Annotated in this window: 13 protein-coding genes; 8 read left to right on the top strand and 5 right to left on the bottom strand. The window is 60.8% G+C overall.

Features of this window, described 5'->3' with window-relative positions; translation table 11 throughout:
* Window positions 1-93 precede the first annotated feature (93 nt).
* The 3 genes from KGB25_RS09815 to KGB25_RS09805 are packed head-to-tail and all read left to right on the top strand — an operon-like array spanning window position 94 to window position 3,677.
* Window positions 94-1,011: a putative 2-dehydropantoate 2-reductase gene (locus KGB25_RS09815; protein WP_207285462.1), complete on the top strand. Its 918-nt coding sequence runs from the start codon at window positions 94-96 to the stop codon at window positions 1,009-1,011.
* A 45-nt stretch (window positions 1,012-1,056) separates the two neighbouring features.
* Window positions 1,057-3,093, top strand: coding sequence for an ATP-binding protein (locus KGB25_RS09810; protein WP_223434869.1), 2,037 nt, complete (start codon window positions 1,057-1,059; stop codon window positions 3,091-3,093).
* A 2-nt stretch (window positions 3,094-3,095) separates the two neighbouring features.
* Window positions 3,096-3,677: a cob(I)yrinic acid a,c-diamide adenosyltransferase gene (locus tag KGB25_RS09805; protein ID WP_223434868.1), complete on the top strand. Its 582-nt coding sequence runs from the start codon at window positions 3,096-3,098 to the stop codon at window positions 3,675-3,677.
* Window positions 3,678-3,774: 97 nt separating this feature from the next.
* Here KGB25_RS09805 and KGB25_RS09800 read toward each other — a convergent pair whose 3' ends face one another.
* The 4 genes from KGB25_RS09800 to secA all read right to left on the bottom strand — a co-directional run bounded on the left by KGB25_RS09800 (window position 3,775) and on the right by secA (window position 9,566).
* Entirely contained in the window at window positions 3,775-4,725 is a 951-nt protein-coding gene (locus tag KGB25_RS09800; RefSeq protein WP_223434867.1) for a Nudix family hydrolase, read from the bottom strand.
* Window positions 4,722-5,354, bottom strand: a complete 633-nt coding sequence (locus KGB25_RS09795) for a glutathione S-transferase family protein (protein ID WP_192417097.1) — start codon at window positions 5,352-5,354, stop codon at window positions 4,722-4,724. The genes KGB25_RS09800 and KGB25_RS09795 overlap by 4 nt, the downstream gene beginning before the upstream one ends.
* A 136-nt stretch (window positions 5,355-5,490) precedes the next feature.
* Complete coding sequence (gene argJ, locus KGB25_RS09790; protein ID WP_008029257.1) at window positions 5,491-6,708, bottom strand: bifunctional glutamate N-acetyltransferase/amino-acid acetyltransferase ArgJ; 1,218 nt, start codon at window positions 6,706-6,708, stop codon at window positions 5,491-5,493.
* 122 nt (window positions 6,709-6,830) lie between these two features.
* The gene (secA, locus tag KGB25_RS09785) at window positions 6,831-9,566 is read right to left on the bottom strand and encodes a preprotein translocase subunit SecA (RefSeq protein WP_032832795.1); all 2,736 of its coding nucleotides are present in this window, start codon (window positions 9,564-9,566) and stop codon (window positions 6,831-6,833) included.
* A 307-nt stretch (window positions 9,567-9,873) separates the two neighbouring features.
* Between secA and KGB25_RS09780 the strand changes: the two genes are divergently transcribed.
* Window positions 9,874-10,329 carry a DUF721 domain-containing protein gene (locus KGB25_RS09780; protein WP_008029261.1) on the top strand — a complete coding sequence of 152 codons (456 nt, stop codon included), beginning with the start codon at window positions 9,874-9,876 and terminating at the stop codon, window positions 10,327-10,329.
* A gap of 124 nt (window positions 10,330-10,453) precedes the next feature.
* Here the strand turns inward: KGB25_RS09780 and KGB25_RS09775 are convergent, their stop codons facing one another.
* Window positions 10,454-11,941 (bottom strand): helicase HerA-like domain-containing protein, encoded by a 1,488-nt coding sequence (locus KGB25_RS09775; protein WP_032832797.1) that lies wholly within the window; start codon window positions 11,939-11,941, stop codon window positions 10,454-10,456.
* Between the two features lie 174 nt (window positions 11,942-12,115).
* Here KGB25_RS09775 and KGB25_RS09770 point away from each other — a divergent pair, with 174 nt between their 5' ends.
* From KGB25_RS09770 to KGB25_RS09755, 4 genes are all read left to right on the top strand, one after another.
* On the top strand, window positions 12,116-14,005 hold the full coding sequence (locus tag KGB25_RS09770) for a methyl-accepting chemotaxis protein (protein WP_192230039.1): 1,890 nt from the start codon (window positions 12,116-12,118) through the stop codon (window positions 14,003-14,005).
* 164 nt (window positions 14,006-14,169) lie between these two features.
* Complete coding sequence (locus KGB25_RS09765; protein WP_008043334.1) at window positions 14,170-15,291, top strand: glycosyltransferase family 4 protein; 1,122 nt, start codon at window positions 14,170-14,172, stop codon at window positions 15,289-15,291.
* Window positions 15,284-16,060, top strand: coding sequence for a DUF2334 domain-containing protein (locus KGB25_RS09760; protein ID WP_223434866.1), 777 nt, complete (start codon window positions 15,284-15,286; stop codon window positions 16,058-16,060). Before KGB25_RS09765 ends, KGB25_RS09760 begins: the two co-directional genes overlap by 8 nt.
* The gene (locus tag KGB25_RS09755) at window positions 16,057-17,052 is read left to right on the top strand and encodes a YbhN family protein (RefSeq protein ID WP_008043336.1); all 996 of its coding nucleotides are present in this window, start codon (window positions 16,057-16,059) and stop codon (window positions 17,050-17,052) included. The genes KGB25_RS09760 and KGB25_RS09755 overlap by 4 nt, the downstream gene beginning before the upstream one ends.
* Window positions 17,053-17,369 lie beyond the last annotated feature (317 nt).

The raw sequence follows: 17,369 nt of genomic DNA, 5'->3' as shown, positions 1-17,369 counted from the left end.
GGCTTGCGGTTAAAATCCGCGCTGATTATAACGGGTCTTTCCCATCATTCACTGCGAGCGTCCGATGCACGCCTCAAACAGAGCAAAAAGCTGATGTCCACCACCTGGCATGTTCTGGGCGCCGGCAGCCTCGGCACTTTATGGGCCACGCGTCTGGCGCGGGCCGGGGTGCCGGTCCGGCTGATCGTGCGGGATGCGCCGCGCTTGCAGGCTTATCAGGCTGCGGGCGGCTTGACGCTGGTGGAGCACGGTGAAGCAACAACGTATGCCATCCCCGGCGAAACTACCGACAGCGATGAGCCGATCAACCGCCTGCTGGTGGCCTGCAAAGCCTACGATGCCGAGCAAGCCGTGGCCCGACTGGCGCCGCGCCTCACGTCCGGTGCCGAATTGATCCTGTTGCAGAACGGCCTTGGCAGTCAGGACGCCGTTGCGGCGCAGGTGCCGCAAGCGCGCTGCATTTTTGCTTCGAGCACCGAAGGCGCGTATCGCGACGGTGACTGGCGCGTGGTATTCGCCGGTCACGGTTACACCTGGCTGGGGGATGCCGGTCATCCTGTGGCGCCGATCTGGCTGGATGACGTGAGCGCCGCCGGGATTCCCCACGAGTGGAGCACCGACATTCTGACCCGGCTTTGGCGGAAACTGGCACTCAACTGCGCGATCAATCCACTGACGGTGTTGCACGATTGCCGCAATGGCGGCTTGCAGGACCACCATTGCGAAGTCGCGACCCTCTGCGGCGAACTGACCGAGCTGCTTGAACGCTGTGGCCAGCCGGCCGCCGCCGAAAACCTCCAGCCGGAAGTGGAACGGGTGATCCACGCCACCGCAGCCAATTTCTCGTCGATGTATCAGGACGTTGCGAATCAACGCCGTACCGAAATCAGCTACCTGTTGGGCTATGTGTGCAAAGTGGCTTCGCGACACCAACTGAACCTGCCGCACCTCAATCAGCTTGAATCACGCTTGATCGCCCATCTGCACAGCCTTGGATTGCCCAGCGACTGAGCAGCGGCTACGCTGGCCACTTGTTCCTTTTCAGCGATAAACCTGATGCCATTGCGCCAGCGCCTTGAAAACCTTCCCGTCGGCCAGAAACTGCTGGCCGCCCTGCTGGTGCTGTTGACCACCGTTTTGCTGGTCGCCAACCTGACCTTTATCAGCGCCGCGTACTACATTTCCCAGGAAAGCATGGCGCCCCAGGCCTTGCAGACCATCGGCCGACTGGTATCCAACCCGAGCCTGGTGGCTGAAGCGCTGCAGTCACCACAAAATGCCGAGCGACTGCTCAATGAGCTCAACAGCTATTCACCGCTGCGCGCGGCAGCCCTGTATGACGGCAAGGGCGAAAGGCTGGCGCAGTTGCAACGTGGCGATCATTTGGGCCTGCCAGCGCGTTACCGCCACATCGAATCCTGGCAAGCCACCGAATTTCGCAGCAACCAAGTGATCACCCTGCCCCGCCCCGGCACCGCGCCCGGCCATCTGCTGCTGGTCGCCAGCAGCGAACTGCCGATGGCCTTCTACACCGGGACCCTGACGGCCAGCCTCGGCATTCTGATCTTCAGCGTACTGTTATGGCTGGTGATCGCCCGGCAGATCAAACGCCTGATTACCCGGCCGATCCATCAACTCGAAGAGCTGTCGCGGCAAGTGACCCGGGAGGAGAACTACGCCCTGCGCGCCTCACGCGGCAACCATGACGAAATCGGCAGCCTGGCCGAGGCGTTCAACACCATGCTCTCGCGTATCGAGGCACGGGAGCAGCAACTCAAACGGGCACGGGACGAATCCCAGGCCGCTTACGATCAGGCCCAGGGCCTGGCCGAAGAAACCCGCCACACCAACCGCAAACTGGAACTCGAGGTCCAGGTGCGCAGCAAGATCGAGAAGAAACTCACCGGATTCCAGAATTACCTCAACAGCATCATCGACTCCATGCCGTCGGCGCTGATCGCCCTCGACGAGCAGCTCTACGTGACGCAGTGGAATCAGGAGGCCAGCGCCCTCTCCGGCACACGCTTGGACGAAGCGCTGAATCAGCCTATCTTCCTTGCGTTCGAACCGCTCAAACCATTTTTGCCGCAGCTCAAGCAAACCGTCGAGCAGCACACGGTGGCGAAGATCGAGCGCGTGACCTGGCTCAAGGACGATGAACCCAAGCATTACGCCCTGACCTTTTACCCGCTGATGGGCGGTGCCGGTCGTGGCGTGGTGATCCGCATCGACGACATCACCCAGCGCCTGTCGCTGGAGGAAATGATGGTGCAGTCGGAAAAAATGCTCTCGGTTGGCGGCCTCGCCGCCGGCATGGCCCACGAAATCAACAACCCGCTTGGCGCAATCCTGCACAACGTGCAGAACATTCGTCGACGCCTGTCCCCGGACTTGCCAAAAAACCTCGAACAGGCCGAACAAGTCGGCGTTGAGCTGGATACGGTCAACGAGTACCTGAAAGTACGTGAGGTGCCGCAGCTGCTCGACGGCATTCAACAGGCCGGCGCCCGGGCGGCGAAAATCGTCACCCACATGCTCAGCTTCAGCCGCCGCAGCACCCGGCAAATGGCGCCGTGCGATTTGCCGGCGCTGATCGATCAAGCCGTGGAAATCGCCGGTAACGACTTTGACCTGGCGATTGGCTTTGACTTCAAGGGTCAGGCGATCATTCGTCAGTTCGACCCCGCTCTGGGCCCCGTGCCCGGCACCGCCAACGAACTTGAGCAGGTGCTGCTCAACCTGCTGAAAAATGCCGCGCAAGCCATTCACCAGCGCGAGGACGGCTGCGAGCCGGGACGGATCATCCTGCGGACCCGACTCAATCCGCCGTGGGCGGAAATCCAGGTCGAGGACAATGGCATCGGCATGAGCGAGAGCGTGCGCAAACGCACCTTCGAACCCTTCTTCACCACCAAGGAAATCGGTCAGGGCACCGGGCTTGGCTTGTCGGTTTCGTATTTCATCATCACCAACAACCACAAGGGTCAGATGGAAGTGCAATCGACCCTGGGCCAGGGCACGTGTTTCACCTTGCGCCTGCCGTTGACGAGCACCCCGCTCGTTTCCCAAGAACTCAATCAGCTTTCGAGGTAACCATGGGCTTTCGCTTGTCGAAGATCTACACCCGCACCGGCGACAAAGGCGAAACGGGGCTGGGCGACGGCCGCCGCGTGCCCAAGGACCACCCGCGGATCGAAGCCATTGGCGAAGTCGATTCATTGAACAGCCAGGTCGGCGTGCTGTTGGCCGGGCTCGAAGCGGAACGTGAAAAGTTTCCCGGATTAAACGAAGTGATCGAGGTATTGGCGCCTTGCCAGCATCGGTTGTTCGATCTCGGTGGCGAACTGGCCATGCCGGAATATCAGGCGTTGAATGCAGCAGAAATCGAACGCCTGGAAGCAGCGATCGATGTGTGGAATGAAGAGCTGGGGCCCCTGGAGAATTTCATTCTGCCGGGCGGTTCGGCACTGATTGCGCAAGCGCATGTGTGCCGAAGCCTGGCGCGCAGTGCCGAGCGCCGGTGTCAGCATTTGAATGCGCTTGAACCGTTGGCCGGGGTTGGCCTGGCGTACATCAATCGGTTGTCGGATCTGTTGTTTGTGGTGGCGCGGGTGATTGCCAGGCGCCAGGGGGTTGCGGAGATTTTGTGGCAGCCTGCTGCGAAACCCGGGGTTTAAGCGGCACTCTTAAGGACGCCTTCGCGGGCAAGCCTCGCTCCTACTGAAGAATGCATATCCCTGTAGGAGCGAGGCTTGCCCGCGAATAGGCCGGCAGCTACACCAAAGAATCCGGCCAGAACGCCCGGATCCCCGCCACACCTTGGGCGCCTGCCGCCCAAGCCTGATCAACTTGCGCCGGTCCAACACCACCGAGCAAGAACACCGGCTTGCTGAAACCTTCGATCAACGTCGAAGCCTTCTCCCAACCCAGCGGCTGAGCCCCCGGATGCGTCAGGGTCGGCTGCACCGGCGACAGGGTCACAAAGTCCACGCCCATCTGCTCGGCCAGCGCCAGTTCCTCGGCGTTATGGCAGGACGCCGCCAACCAGCGCGACGCCGGCAGCGGACGACCGGCCGCTGCGTATTTGCGCAGCTGTGCCGAGGTGATGTGCCAACCGGCCGACGGGAAATCGCCCAACCATTCGAACGGCCCCTTGATCATCAACTGCGCCTTGCCGGCACACAGCCCGGCCGCGTCCACCGCCAGATCGCGGTATTTCGGGTCGTAGCCGTTGGGCGCCCGCAGCTGGATCAACTTGATGCCGTTGGCGATGGCTTTCTGAATACCGCGTAGCAACGCAGGGGTTTCCAGATCTTCAGGCGTAATCAGGTAAGCCGAAGGCAATCGCGCCGCCGCAACGATTGGCTGGTTGGCGGCCGGAAACTCATAGCCCGGCAGATCACGCGGCGCCACCCATTCCAAAGGCTGGCCTTCGGCGCCGTGAGGTTCGCCGGAAAAGTCCGAGACCTCCCAGACATCCAGCAACACTTGTTTGTCCGGGTAGTCATGGCGGACCTTTATCAGCGGTCGCGCGGCATTGACCACAATTCCCAACTCTTCATGAAGCTCACGGGCCAGTGCAGTTTCCACGGATTCGTCGGACTCGACCTTGCCACCCGGGAATTCCCAAAGACCGCCCTGATGCTGAGTGTCGGCGCGCCGGGCGATAAGGATCTTGCCGCTGCTATCGCGGATAACCGCGGCGGCTACGTGTACTCGTTTCACTGCCCGACCTCCTCCAGACCCGCCTTTTGCCAGGCCTTGAAGGCTGGCCATTGGTAGATCGTTTCGACGTAGGCCTCGTCCGCCACCGGCAATTTCACCTGGTAGGTGCGAAGGCGCACGGCAATCGGTGCGAAGAAGGCATCGGCCAGGGTCGCGCGGCCAAACAGGTATGGACCGGTTTCGGTCGCGGCTGCGCGGCACTCGGCCCACAACGCCAGCATGCGTTCGATGTCCGCCTGGACGTCGGCCGGGACCGGCGACAAAGGTGCGTCGCGGCTCAGGTCAAACGGCATGTTGCCGCGCATGGCGAAGAAGCCGGCGTGCATCTGTGCACAGGCCGAACGTGCCTGGGCGCGGGCCGCGACGTCTTTGGGCCAGAGGCCGGCATCAGGGAATTGTTCGGCCAGGTACTCGGCAATCGCCAGGGAATCGGCGATGGTGCCGTGCTCGGTTTTCAGCAACGGGACTTTGGCGGTCGGCGAATGCTTGAGCAACTGCTCGCGAGTGTCCGGCTGGTTCAGTTTGATCAATTCTTCGGTGTACGGGGCGCCGGCCAGGTCAAGGGCCAGGGCGCCGCGCAGGGACCAGGAGGAATGCAATTTGTCGCCGATGATCAGGTGGAGGCTCATGTTCGGGACCTTTTGATGAGGGGGGACAGGCCAGAATCTTTGGTGTCTGATCGGACCTCTTCGCGGGCAAGCCTCGCTCCTACAGGGATTGCGCGATCCTTGTAGGAGCGAGGCTTGCCCGCGAAAGCGATCTGTCTTATGTACGGTACTCGGCGTTGATCTTCACGTATTCGTGGGACAGGTCCGTGGTCCAGATGGTTTCGCTGCAATCGCCGCGACCCAGTTCGATACGGATGGTGATTTCTTCCTGCTGCATCACCGCTGCGCCCTGGGCTTCGGTGTAAGTCGATGCGCGGGCGCCACGGCTGGCGATGCAGACTTCGCCGAGGAACACGTCGATCTTGCTCACGTCCAGATTCGGTACGCCGGCACGGCCAACGGCAGCCAGGATGCGGCCCCAGTTAGGGTCGGATGCGAACAGCGCGGTCTTGATCAGCGGCGAGTGCGCCACGGTGTAGCCGACGTCCAGGCATTCCTGGTGATTGCCACCGCCGTTGACTTCAACGGTGACAAACTTGGTCGCGCCTTCGCCGTCACGCACGATGGCCTGGGCCACGTCCATGCACACTTCGAACACAGCCTGTTTCAGCTTGGCGAACAGTTCACCACTGGCGGAGGTGATTTCCGGCAGTGCCGCCTGACCGGTAGCGATCAGCATGCAGCAGTCGTTGGTCGAGGTGTCGCCGTCGATGGTGATGCGGTTGAACGACTTGTTGGCGCCGTCCAGCAACAGGTTTTGCAACACGTCGCGGGAGACTTTGGCGTCGGTGGCGATGTAGCCGAGCATGGTTGCCATGTTCGGACGGATCATGCCCGCGCCTTTGCTGATGCCGGTAACGGTGATGGTCACGCCGTCATGCTGGAACTGGCGGCTGGCGCCCTTCGGCAGGGTATCGGTAGTCATGATGCCGGTGGCGGCAGCTTCCCAGTTGTTCACCGACAGGTCGTCGAGAGCGGCTTGCAGCGCGCCTTCGATCTTCTCGACCGGCAGCGGTTCGCCGATCACACCGGTGGAGTACGGCAGCACCAGGCTGGCATCGACGCCGGTCAGTTCGGCCAGTTTCGCGCAGGTGCGCTCGGCGGCCGCCAGACCCGGTTCGCCGGTGCCGGCGTTGGCGTTGCCGGTGTTGGTCAGCAGGTAACGCACCGGACCTTGCACACGCTGCTTGGCCAGGATCACCGGAGCGGCGCAAAAGGCGTTCAGGGTGAACACGCCTGCCACGGTGGAGCCTTCGGCGCAGCGCATGACCACGACATCCTTGCGTCCAGGACGCTTGATGCCGGCCGAGGCGATACCGAGTTCAAAACCGGCAACCGGGTGCAACGTTGGCAAAGGACCAAGACCAACAGCCATGAATGCGCTCCTTAATAAATGATGTCTGCACCGCTTTCAGGAAGAACGGTGGTGTAAATGGCAAAACGCCGCGACGGCTGATGCCGGTCGCGGCGCGGGTATTTCAGCGTATGAAACGGGTTTTACTGGATCTGCCCGTGGCAATGCTTGAACTTCTTGCCCGAACCGCAGTAGCACAGTTCGTTACGGCCCAGCTTCTGTTCGTTGCGAACCGGTGCGGTGGCGAGGGCTACATCGAGCTCTTCACCCAGCTGTTCCGGTTGATCAAGACCAGGTGCTTCAGCGTGCTCGAACTGCATGCGCGCCGCCAGTGCTTCGGCTTCCTGGCGCAGGCGTTGCTCTTCTTCGATCGGATCTTCGCGGCGGACCTGAACGTGCGACAGCACACGGATCGAGTCGCGCTTGATCGAATCCAGCAGCTCGGAGAACAGCGTGAACGACTCGCGCTTGTACTCTTGCTTCGGGTTCTTCTGCGCATAGCCACGCAAGTGAATGCCGTGACGCAGGTGGTCCATGGTCGACAGGTGGTCTTTCCACAGGTCGTCCAGCACGCGCAGCACGATTTGCTTCTCGAAGGTGCGCAGCGCGTCGGCGCCCGCCTGGTCTTCTTTCTCGTTGTACGCCGCGATGAGCTCCTGCATCAGCTTCTCGCGCAGGGTTTCTTCGTACAGGTGATCGTCTTCGTCGAGCCATTGCTGGATCGGCAGCGCCACACCGAAGTCGCTCTGCAACGCTGCTTCCAGACCCGCCACGTCCCACTGCTCAGGCAGCGACTGCGGTGGAATGTGAGCGCTGACGGTAGCGTTGAGTACGTCCTGACGGAAGTCGGCGATGGTTTCACCGATGTTGTCGGCGGCCAGCAACGTGTTGCGCATGTGATAGATCACTTTACGCTGTTCGTTGTTGACGTCATCGAACTCGAGCAGTTGTTTACGAATGTCGAAGTTGCGGCCTTCAACCTTGCGCTGAGCCTTCTCGATGGCGTTGGTCACCATGCGGTGCTCGATCGCTTCACCGGACTGCATGCCCAATGCTTTCATGAAGTTCTTCACCCGGTCAGAGGCGAAGATGCGCATCAGGCTGTCTTCCAGCGACAGGTAGAAACGGCTCGAACCGGCGTCACCCTGACGACCGGCACGACCACGCAACTGGTTGTCGATACGGCGCGATTCGTGACGTTCGGACGCAATCACCTGCAAGCCACCCGACTCCAGCACTTGCTGGTGACGCTTCTGCCAGTCGGCCTTGATCTGGGCAATCTGCTCCGGCGTCGGGTCTTCCAGAGACGCGACTTCCACTTCCCAGTTGCCGCCCAACAGAATGTCGGTACCACGACCGGCCATGTTGGTAGCGATGGTCAGTGCGCCTGGACGACCGGCCTGGGCAATGATTTCGGCTTCTTTTTCGTGGAACTTGGCGTTCAGGACCTTGTGCTCGATGCCTTCCTTCTGCAGCAGCGCAGACATGTGCTCGGAAGTTTCGATGGTTGCAGTACCCACCAGCACCGGACGGCCGTGAGTCATGCACTCCTTGATGTCGTTGATGATCGCCGCGTATTTCTCTTCGGCGGTCAGGAACACCAGGTCGTTGTAGTCTTTACGCGCCAAAGGCTTGTTCGGCGGGATCACCATGACCTGCAGGCCGTAGATCTGGTGGAATTCGAACGCTTCGGTGTCTGCGGTACCGGTCATGCCGGACAACTTGTTGTACAGACGGAAGTAGTTCTGGAACGTGGTCGACGCCAATGTCTGGCTTTCGGCCTGGATGTTCAGGTTTTCCTTGGCTTCGATAGCCTGGTGCAGGCCTTCGGACAAACGGCGACCCGGCATGGTACGACCGGTGTGTTCGTCGACCAGGACAACCTGACCGTCCTGCACGATGTATTCAACGTTGCGGTTGAACAGCTTGTGCGCACGCAGGCCGGCATAGACGTGGGTCAGCAGGCCCAGGTTATGCGCCGAATACAGGCTCTCGCCTTCAGCCAGCAGGCCGACGCGGGTCAGCATGTCTTCGATGAACTGGTGACCGGCTTCGTTGAGTTCGACCTGACGGGTCTTCTCGTCGACGGTGTAATGGCCGGCCTTGGTGACTTCGCCTTCGACTTCTTCGACGTGCAATTGCAGCTGCGGGATCAGTTTGTTGATCTCGATGTACAGCTTCGAGCTGTCCTCGGCCTGACCGGAAATGATCAGCGGGGTACGGGCTTCGTCGATGAGGATGGAGTCGACTTCGTCGATCACGGCAAAGTTGAGTTCGCGCTGGAATTTTTCTTCCATGCTGAACGCCATGTTGTCGCGCAGGTAGTCGAAACCGAATTCGTTGTTGGTGCCGTAGGTGATGTCGGCGGCGTAGGCCTGACGTTTCTCTTCCGGCGGCTGGAAAGGTGTAACCACACCGACCGTCATGCCGAGGAATTCGTAGAGCGGACGCATCCAGTTGGCGTCACGGCGGGCCAGATAGTCGTTCACGGTAACAACGTGCACGCCTTTGCCGGACAGCGCGTTGAGGTAAACGCCCAGTGTGGCCACCAGGGTCTTGCCTTCACCGGTACGCATTTCCGCGATCATGCCTTCATGCAAGGTCATGCCGCCGATCAGCTGGACATCGAAGTGGCGCATACCCATGACGCGCTTGCCGGCTTCGCGGGCGACCGCAAAGGCTTCTGGCAGCAGCTTGTCGAGGGTTTCCCCTTTGGCGATGCGGGCCTTGAACTCATCCGTCTTGGCACGCAATTGATCGTCCGAAAGGGCCACCATTTGCTCTTCGAAGGCATTGACGAGTTGCACCGTCTTGAGCATGCGTTTGACTTCACGCTCGTTCTTGCTTCCAAAAAGTTTCTTTAACAAAGGCGCAAACATATCGGCAGGATCTTCCACACTAAAGGGATGGAGGGCGGCCCCGTGAGTCGCCCGTGCAGCCCTCATGGCCGCATGCGAACGAGCATTCTACCCGGAAACGATGGTGAGGAAAGTGGCGTTGTTCCACGATGCATGCACTGCGCTGTTACGGGGCTCACTTAAAATAAGGGCTTTTTGCTGAACTTCAAGCCACTGACGGCAGAAGTTACTTGTTGATTTAATGGGTAAAGCGCGCGCAAAGCAATGGGTCGGGTGCAACCAGTGCTTTCTGCTACCATGGCGGCTCTGTTACTTCAGGTGTCTGATCATGGCATTTCGCCCTCTTACGGCCAGAGCACCCGCCGTTCTGCTTCGCGAAGCCAAACCGCTGAAAGCCATTTTTGGCCATGCTCAACGCCTGGGTCATTTACAACGTCTGCTCGAAAGCCAATTGCAGCCCGCTGCGCGCGAACATTGCCATGTGGCGTCGTGGCGCGAAGGCAGCTTGTTGCTGATTGTCACTGACGGACATTGGGCAACGCGTCTGCGCTATCAACAGAAGCGTCTGCAACGGCAGTTGCAGATGTTTGATGAGTTCGCCAGCCTGACGCGGATTCTGTTCAAGGTGCAGCCGCCGACCGTTCAGCAAGGAGCGGCCGGGCATACCATCAGTTTGTCGACGGATGCGGGGGCGACGATCCAGGCTACGGCTGAGGGGATCAGCGATCCTAATCTCAGGGCTGCCCTCGAACGACTGGCCGCTCACGCCAAACCCAAGGATTGAAATCACCTGGACCTTGTAGGAGCGAGCGGTGCGGCGATCCGACTTGCCCGCGAAGCTTTTGGCGGCTTCAAGGGCCCCTTCGCGGGCAAGCCTCGCTCCTACAGGGCATGCATACGCCAGGAAATTAGCGGCGTTTGCTGCCGCCGAGCAGTGACCCCATCAACCCGCGCACCAGTTGCCGACCAAGCTGATTGGCCGCCTGTCGCATCGCCGACTTCAGCGCCTGCCCTGCGGCCGTGCCGAGAAGCTCCCCGGCCTTGTCGGTGAAGCTCGGTTCTTCTGGCGCAGGTTTGCCCGGTGCCGCTTCGGGTTCCGGCGCCAGGCCTTTGCGCCCCATCAGCACTTCATAGGCTGATTCGCGATCCACCGGTTTGTCATACCGCCCCTTGAACGGCGAGCCGGCGATCAGCAGCGTGCGCTCGGTTTCGCTCAGCGGCCCGATCCGTGATTGCGGCGGTGCCACCAGGACGCGCTGGACCATCTCTGGCGTGCCTTTGTCCTGCAATGTGCCCACCAGCGCCTCGCCGATCCCCAGTTCGGTCAGCACCGACAAGGCATCGAACGCCGGGTTCGGCCGGAATCCCTCGGCCACGGCCCGAAGGGATTTTTGTTCCTTGGCAGTGAACGCACGCAAACCATGCTGGATACGCAGGCCGAGCTGCGCCAGCACGTCATCTGGCAGGTCGCCCGGCGATTGGGTGACGAAATACACGCCCACGCCTTTCGAGCGAATCAGCCGCACCACTTGCTCCAGACGTTCCTGCAACGCCTTGGGCGTATCGGCAAACAATAAATGGGCTTCGTCGAAAAACAGCGCCAGCAGCGGTTTGTCGGCATCGCCGCGCTCCGGCAGTTGCTCGAACAGTTCAGCCAGCAGCCACAACAGGAACGTCGCGTAGACCTTCGGCGCTTCGTGCACCAGACGACTGGCATCGAGCAAGTGAATGCGCCCGCGCCCCTCGGCGGTCGGTTGCAGAATGTCTTCGAGTTGCAGCGCCGGCTCGCCGAACAAGGCCTCAGCACCTTGTTGCTCCAGGGTCGCCAATCGGCGCAACAGAGCCTGGCTGGAACCGGTGGTCATCAACGCGGCGTCGTCGCCCAGCAATTCGGGGTGGTCGCGCAGGTGATTGAGCAGTGCCTTCAGGTCCTTCAAGTCCAGCAGCAACAGGCCTTCGCGGTCCGCCACTTTGAACGCGGCGTACAGCGCCGATTGCTGGCTGTCGGTCAACTCCAGCAGGGCGCCAATCAACAGCGGGCCCATTTCGCTCAAGGTTGTGCGCAAGGGATGACCGGACTGGCCGTGAATGTCCCACAAAGTGACCGGGTACGCCTGCGGCGTGTGATTCAGCCAGGGCATCCCGGCGATTCGCTCGGCGATCTTGCCCTGCGGGTTGCCGGCAGCGCCGAGACCGCACAGGTCACCTTTGATGTCCGCCGCGAACACCGCCACGCCGGCATCGCTGAACGCTTCGGCCAGTCGTTGCAAGGTGACGGTCTTGCCGGTCCCGGTAGCGCCCGCGACCAGACCGTGACGGTTCGCCAGGCGCATGGCCTGGGCGATCGGTTGCCCCGCGAGATCGGCACCGATAACGAGTTGCGATGAATCAGGCATTTGGTCACCCATGGTTAATCTTTAATCCTGCACGGCCGATATAAAAGACTGAAAAGCTTCGGTAATCCCCCCAAGGAGAGGACGGAAATATCAGCTTGTTTTCATGACCGCCCACTGCGCGCTTCCTTATAAAAGCACGCCTTGGGCATTAAGACCTTAGCGGAACCCCAAGCCATGAACAAAAATCTGCGCTTCAGCCATAAAATCCTGCTTGCCGCCGCCCTCATCGTCATTGCCGCGTTCGCCTCGTTCACCCTGTACAACGACTATCTACAGCGCAACGCCATTCGCGAGGACCTGGACAAGAATCTGCAAAAAATGGGCAGCGTGACTGCCAACAATATCCAGACCTGGCTGACCGGACGCAGTCTGCTGATCGAAAACCTCGCACAAAACGCCGCGCTGAACCCGGACATCGGCAACGTCGCCAAGCTGCTGGAGCAGAAGGCGGTGACGTCGACCTTCATGGGTGCTTACATTGGCAACAAGGATGGCACCTTCATCATCCGCCCGGACAGCAAAATGCCGGATGGCTATGACCCGCGCGCCCGTCCTTGGTACAAAAGCGCCCAAAGCACCAGCGGCTCGGCGCTGACCGAACCCTACATCGATCTGGCCTCTGGCCAACTGGTCATCTCCATCGTCAACAGTGTGCTCAAGGACGGCCAGAACATTGGCGTGGTCGGTGGTGACCTGAGCCTGCAAGTGATCGCCGACAGCCTGAATGCGCTGGACTTCGATGGCATGGGTTATGCGTTCCTGGTCAGCGCCGACGGCAAGATCCTGGTGCACCCGGACAAAGCGCTGGTGATGAAATCCCTGGCTGAGTCGTATCCGAAAAACACACCGCGCATCAGCAGCGATTTCAGTGAAGTGGAAGTCGATGGCAAAACCCGCATCGTCACTTTCACCCCGATCAAAGGCCTGTCTTCCGTCAACTGGTACATCGGTCTGTCGGTGGATAAGGACAAAGCCTTCGCGAAACTCAGCGATTTCCGCGCCTCGGCGGTCGTTGCGACCGTCATCGCAGTTGCGATCATCATTGCCTTGCTGGGCATGCTGATCCGCATCCTGATCCAGCCGCTGCACGTCATGACCCGCGCCATGGCCGACATTGCTGACGGTGAGGGCGACCTGACCAAACGCCTCACTATCCAGAACAACGATGAATTCGGCCTCCTGGGCACCGCGTTCAACCGTTTCGTGGAGCGCATTCACGGTTCGATCCGCGAAGTGTCTTCGGCCACCGGCCAGGTCAACGAAGTGGCGCTGCGTGTAGTCGCGGCTTCCAACTCGTCGATGTACAACTCCGACCAGCAAGCTTCGCGCACCAGCAGCGTCGCCGCCGCGATCAATCAGCTCGGTGCCGCGGCCCAGGAAATCGCGCGCAACGCCGCCCAGGCGTCGAGCCAGGCCAGCGATGCCCGAAACCTCGCCGAAGACGGCCAGCAGGTGGTGGATCGCAGCATTGTCGCGATGAACCAACTGTCGAGCATGCTCAGCGCTTCGAGCACCAACATCGAATCGCTGAACAGCAAAACCGTGAACATCGGGCAGATTCTCGAAGTGATCACCAGCATTTCCCAGCAAACCAACCTGCTGGCGCTCAACGCCGCGATCGAAGCAGCCCGTGCCGGTGAAGCCGGGCGTGGTTTTGCCGTGGTGGCCGATGAAGTGCGCAACCTGGCACACCGCACCCAGGAATCGGCGCAGCAGGTGCAGACCATGATCGAGGAGCTGCAAATCGGCGCCCGCGAGTCCGTCAGCACCATGAGCGACAGCCAGCGCCACAGTCAGGACAGCGTGGAAATCGCCAACCTGGCGGGCGAACGCCTGAACAGCGTGACGTTGCGCATTGGTGAGATCGACGGGATGAACCAGTCCGTGGCGACGGCAACCGAGGAACAGACGGCGGTGGTGGAGTCGATCAACGTCGACATTACCGAGATCAATACGTTGAACCAGGAAGGGGTGGAAAACCTGCAATCGACGTTGCGGGCGTGTTCGGACCTGGAGCAGCAGGCGGCGCGTCTCAAGCAGTTGGTCGGTAGTTTCCGGATCTAATGCGATTCTGAGGGCCCCTTCGCGGGCAAGCCTCGCTCCTACAAGGTTTTACGTGAACCTGTAGGAGCGAGGCTTGCCCGCGAAGTCTGTAACACACCACAAAACCCCAGCCGAACATCTATTCTTCATTAAGGTCAACCAAGGGAGTACAACGGACCGGAGGGATGTTCATCGTGCACATCGCGGACATAACCATGTTCTACGCCCCTGCCAGCGGTGGCGTGCGCACGTATCTGGATGCAAAACACCGTCGCCTGGGCGTCAAACCCGGCATTCGCCACAGCCTGCTGATCCCCGGTTCACATCTCAGCGAACAGGACGGCGTTTACACGGTTCCGGCCCCTGCCCTGCCCTTCGGCAAGGGTTATCGTTTCCCTCTCCGTCTCGCCCCTTGGCGAAATGTCCTGCAGGATTTGCAGCCCGATCTGATCGAAGTCGGCGACCCGTACCTCACAGCCTGGGCGGCGCTCGATGCCCGCCGCCAACTCGACGTGCCGGTGATCGGCTTCTATCACTCGGACTTGCCGCTGCTGGTCAGCAATCGCATGGGCAATTGGGTCACAACCAACGTCGAAGCGTATGTCAAAAAGCTCTACGGCAACTTCGACCGGGTCTTGGCGCCGAGCCGGATCATGGCCGACAAACTGACCAGCCTGGGCGTGAACAACGTTTTCGTCCAAACCCTGGGCGTCGACCTGCAAACCTTTCATCCCGATGCCCGGGATCCAAGCCTGCGCACGCAACTGGGCATCAATGAAAACACGCACCTGCTGATTTTTGCCGGACGTGGTTCCAAGGAAAAAAACCTGCCGGTGTTGCTGGAATGCATGCGGCGCCTGGGACGGCGTTATCACCTGTTGCTGGTGGGGTCGTCGATGCCGGTCGTGGTCCCGGACAACGTCACCGTCATCCATGAGTTCTGCCCCGTCACGCAGGTGGCGAAGTTGATGGCCAGCGCCGATGCGCTGCTGCATGCCGGTGACCAGGAAACGTTTGGCCTGGTGATCCTCGAAGCCATGGCCAGCGGCATTCCGGTAGTAGCTGTGGCGGCGGGAGCCTTTGAAGAAATCATCAGCGCAGAATGCGGGCTGCTGTGCGCGCCGAACGACCCGGTGGCGATGGCCAATGCGGTGCGGGAGCTGTTCAGTTCAGGCAGTGCCGCGCTCGGCCAACAAGCACGCCTCCATGTCGAACGGCATTACTCGTGGGACGCGGTGGTCGACAGTCTGTTGGGCCACTATCACGCCGTCCTCGGCAATCAATGGCCGCTGGCCGCCAATGGTTGAGCCCATGAACGCGCCCTGCCTGTTACTCGTGCTGCATGACGTCGCGCCGCACACCTGGGCCGATTACCAACCTTTTGTCGAAGCCGTCGACGCCTTGGGTGAAGTGCCGATGACCTGGCTGGTGGTGCCGGATTACCACAGACACAACGATCTGGAGGCACACCCGGGGTTGCGCCGCCTGCTGACCGGTCGTGTCGCCCGAGGTGACGAACTGGCGCTGCACGGCTATTTTCATTGTGATGACGAGCCGCTGCCCAACACGCCACGAGACTGGTTCATGCGCCGCATTTATACCCGTGAAGGCGAGTTCTACACGCTGTCGCAGGACGCAGCCCTCGCGCGTCTGCGCGCAGGTATCGAGCTGTTTCATCGCTATCACTGGCCGCTCGAAGGGTTCGTCGCTCCGGCCTGGTTGATGAGCGAAGGTACACGCCAGGCCTTGCGCCAGTTACCCCTGAGTTACACCAGTGATCCACAGCATCTGTTTCGTCTGCCGGATTTCACCCCGGTCGATGCGCCGGGACTGGTCTGGAGTGCGCGCAGCGCATGGCGGCGAGGTTTGTCGAAGCTCGTCAGCGATCAGCGCGAGCAACGCTTGCGCCAGGCGCCGGTGATTCGTCTGGGCCTGCACCCGGTGGACATGCGTCATCGGTTCGCGCGCGATTACTGGCTGCACACCCTCAAGCGATTACTCGACCAAGGCCGCATGCCGATGACCAAGGCTCGTTGGCTGGCGCTGCACAGCGACCGCATCGGTCGCGCCGCATGAGCCGGGGGATTCTGCTGTTTGTCGCGCTGCTCGCGGCGGTGCTGATTCCACTGCTGCTGGGTGGCAACCAGACCTGGTCACGATTGCAAAGCTTTCCACTGAGCTGGTTGCTGATCATGTTCGGCATGATCCTGCTGTGCTGGGTGGTGAACACGATGCGCTTGCGCCTGTTGCTGGGTGATGAGCGCGACAAGGTCAGCCCGGTCAAAAGCCTCGGCGTGGTGATGGCTGCCGAGTTCGCCTACTGCGCCACACCGGGCGGCAGCGGTGGACCGCTGACCATTATGGCGCTGCTGGCCCGCAACGGGGTGCGTCCGGCACGGGGCAGTGCGGTTTTCGCCATGGACCAACTCAGCGATCTGCTGTTCTTTCTCTGCGCATTAAGCGGGATTCTGATTTATGCGCTGTTCCAGCACCTCAGTGAACGCATGGAGTGGCTACTGACCGTCAGTGCGATATCGATGTTCGGCGGGCTGCTCAGTTGTGTGGTGATCGCGCGCTACCATCGGCTGCTGATTCGCCTGAGCGGGCGGCTGCTCGCACGCCTCAATGTCAAAGGCACCACGCGCCTGCGCTGGGCGCGAAAACTCCTGCACTTTCTTGCGGCGTTCACTGACACGCTGAAGTTGCCCTTTCGGACATTGATCAAGGTGTTTGCCCTGACCTGTGTGCATTGGGTGCTGCGCTATAGCGTGTTGTACCTGGCGTTGCGCGGGCTCGGCGCGGATTTACAGTGGGCCTGGAGCTTTTTGATTCAGATGCTTTCGCTGAGTGCGGGGCAGTTCAGCCTGTTGCCGGGGGGCGCCGGGGCGGCGGAATTGACCTCGGCTGCATTGCTGGCGCCCATGGTGGGGAAATCTACTGCGGCGGCGGCGATTTTGATTTGGCGGGCGGTGACTTATTACTTTTATCTGGTGGTGGGGGGGCCGGTGTTTTTGTTGATGGTTGGGCGGCCGTTGTTGAAGAAGTTGATGAGGTTTAGGCAGGCTTAGTTTTTTGATTGTGTGTATATCCGTTGATGCGGTAACGGCGGCTTATGGTTTCGCTTTTACAGCGAGTCACTTTCGAAAAGCGCGAAAGTAACCAAAGCGCTTCTGCCCCTTTCGTTCGGTGCCTCGCTAAGGCTCGGCATGCCCTCGCTCCGGTCCTGCTCCGTGGGCCCGCCGCCATCGGCCATCCATGGCCGGGGGCGGCTAACCCGGCATCCATGCCGGGTTGCCCACTGCGCAGAACCTCCACTCGGCCTCTCGAGGGGGCGACTACCGCCACAGCCGCCGAGGCGGCCTGAAAGCCGACCTGGCTCTTTGGT

It is taken from the genome of Pseudomonas sp. BF-RE-21 (assembly GCF_019947305.1).
Lineage (GTDB): Bacteria > Pseudomonadota > Gammaproteobacteria > Pseudomonadales > Pseudomonadaceae > Aquipseudomonas > Aquipseudomonas migulae.
This window is presented reverse-complemented; position numbering and strand designations above follow the sequence as displayed.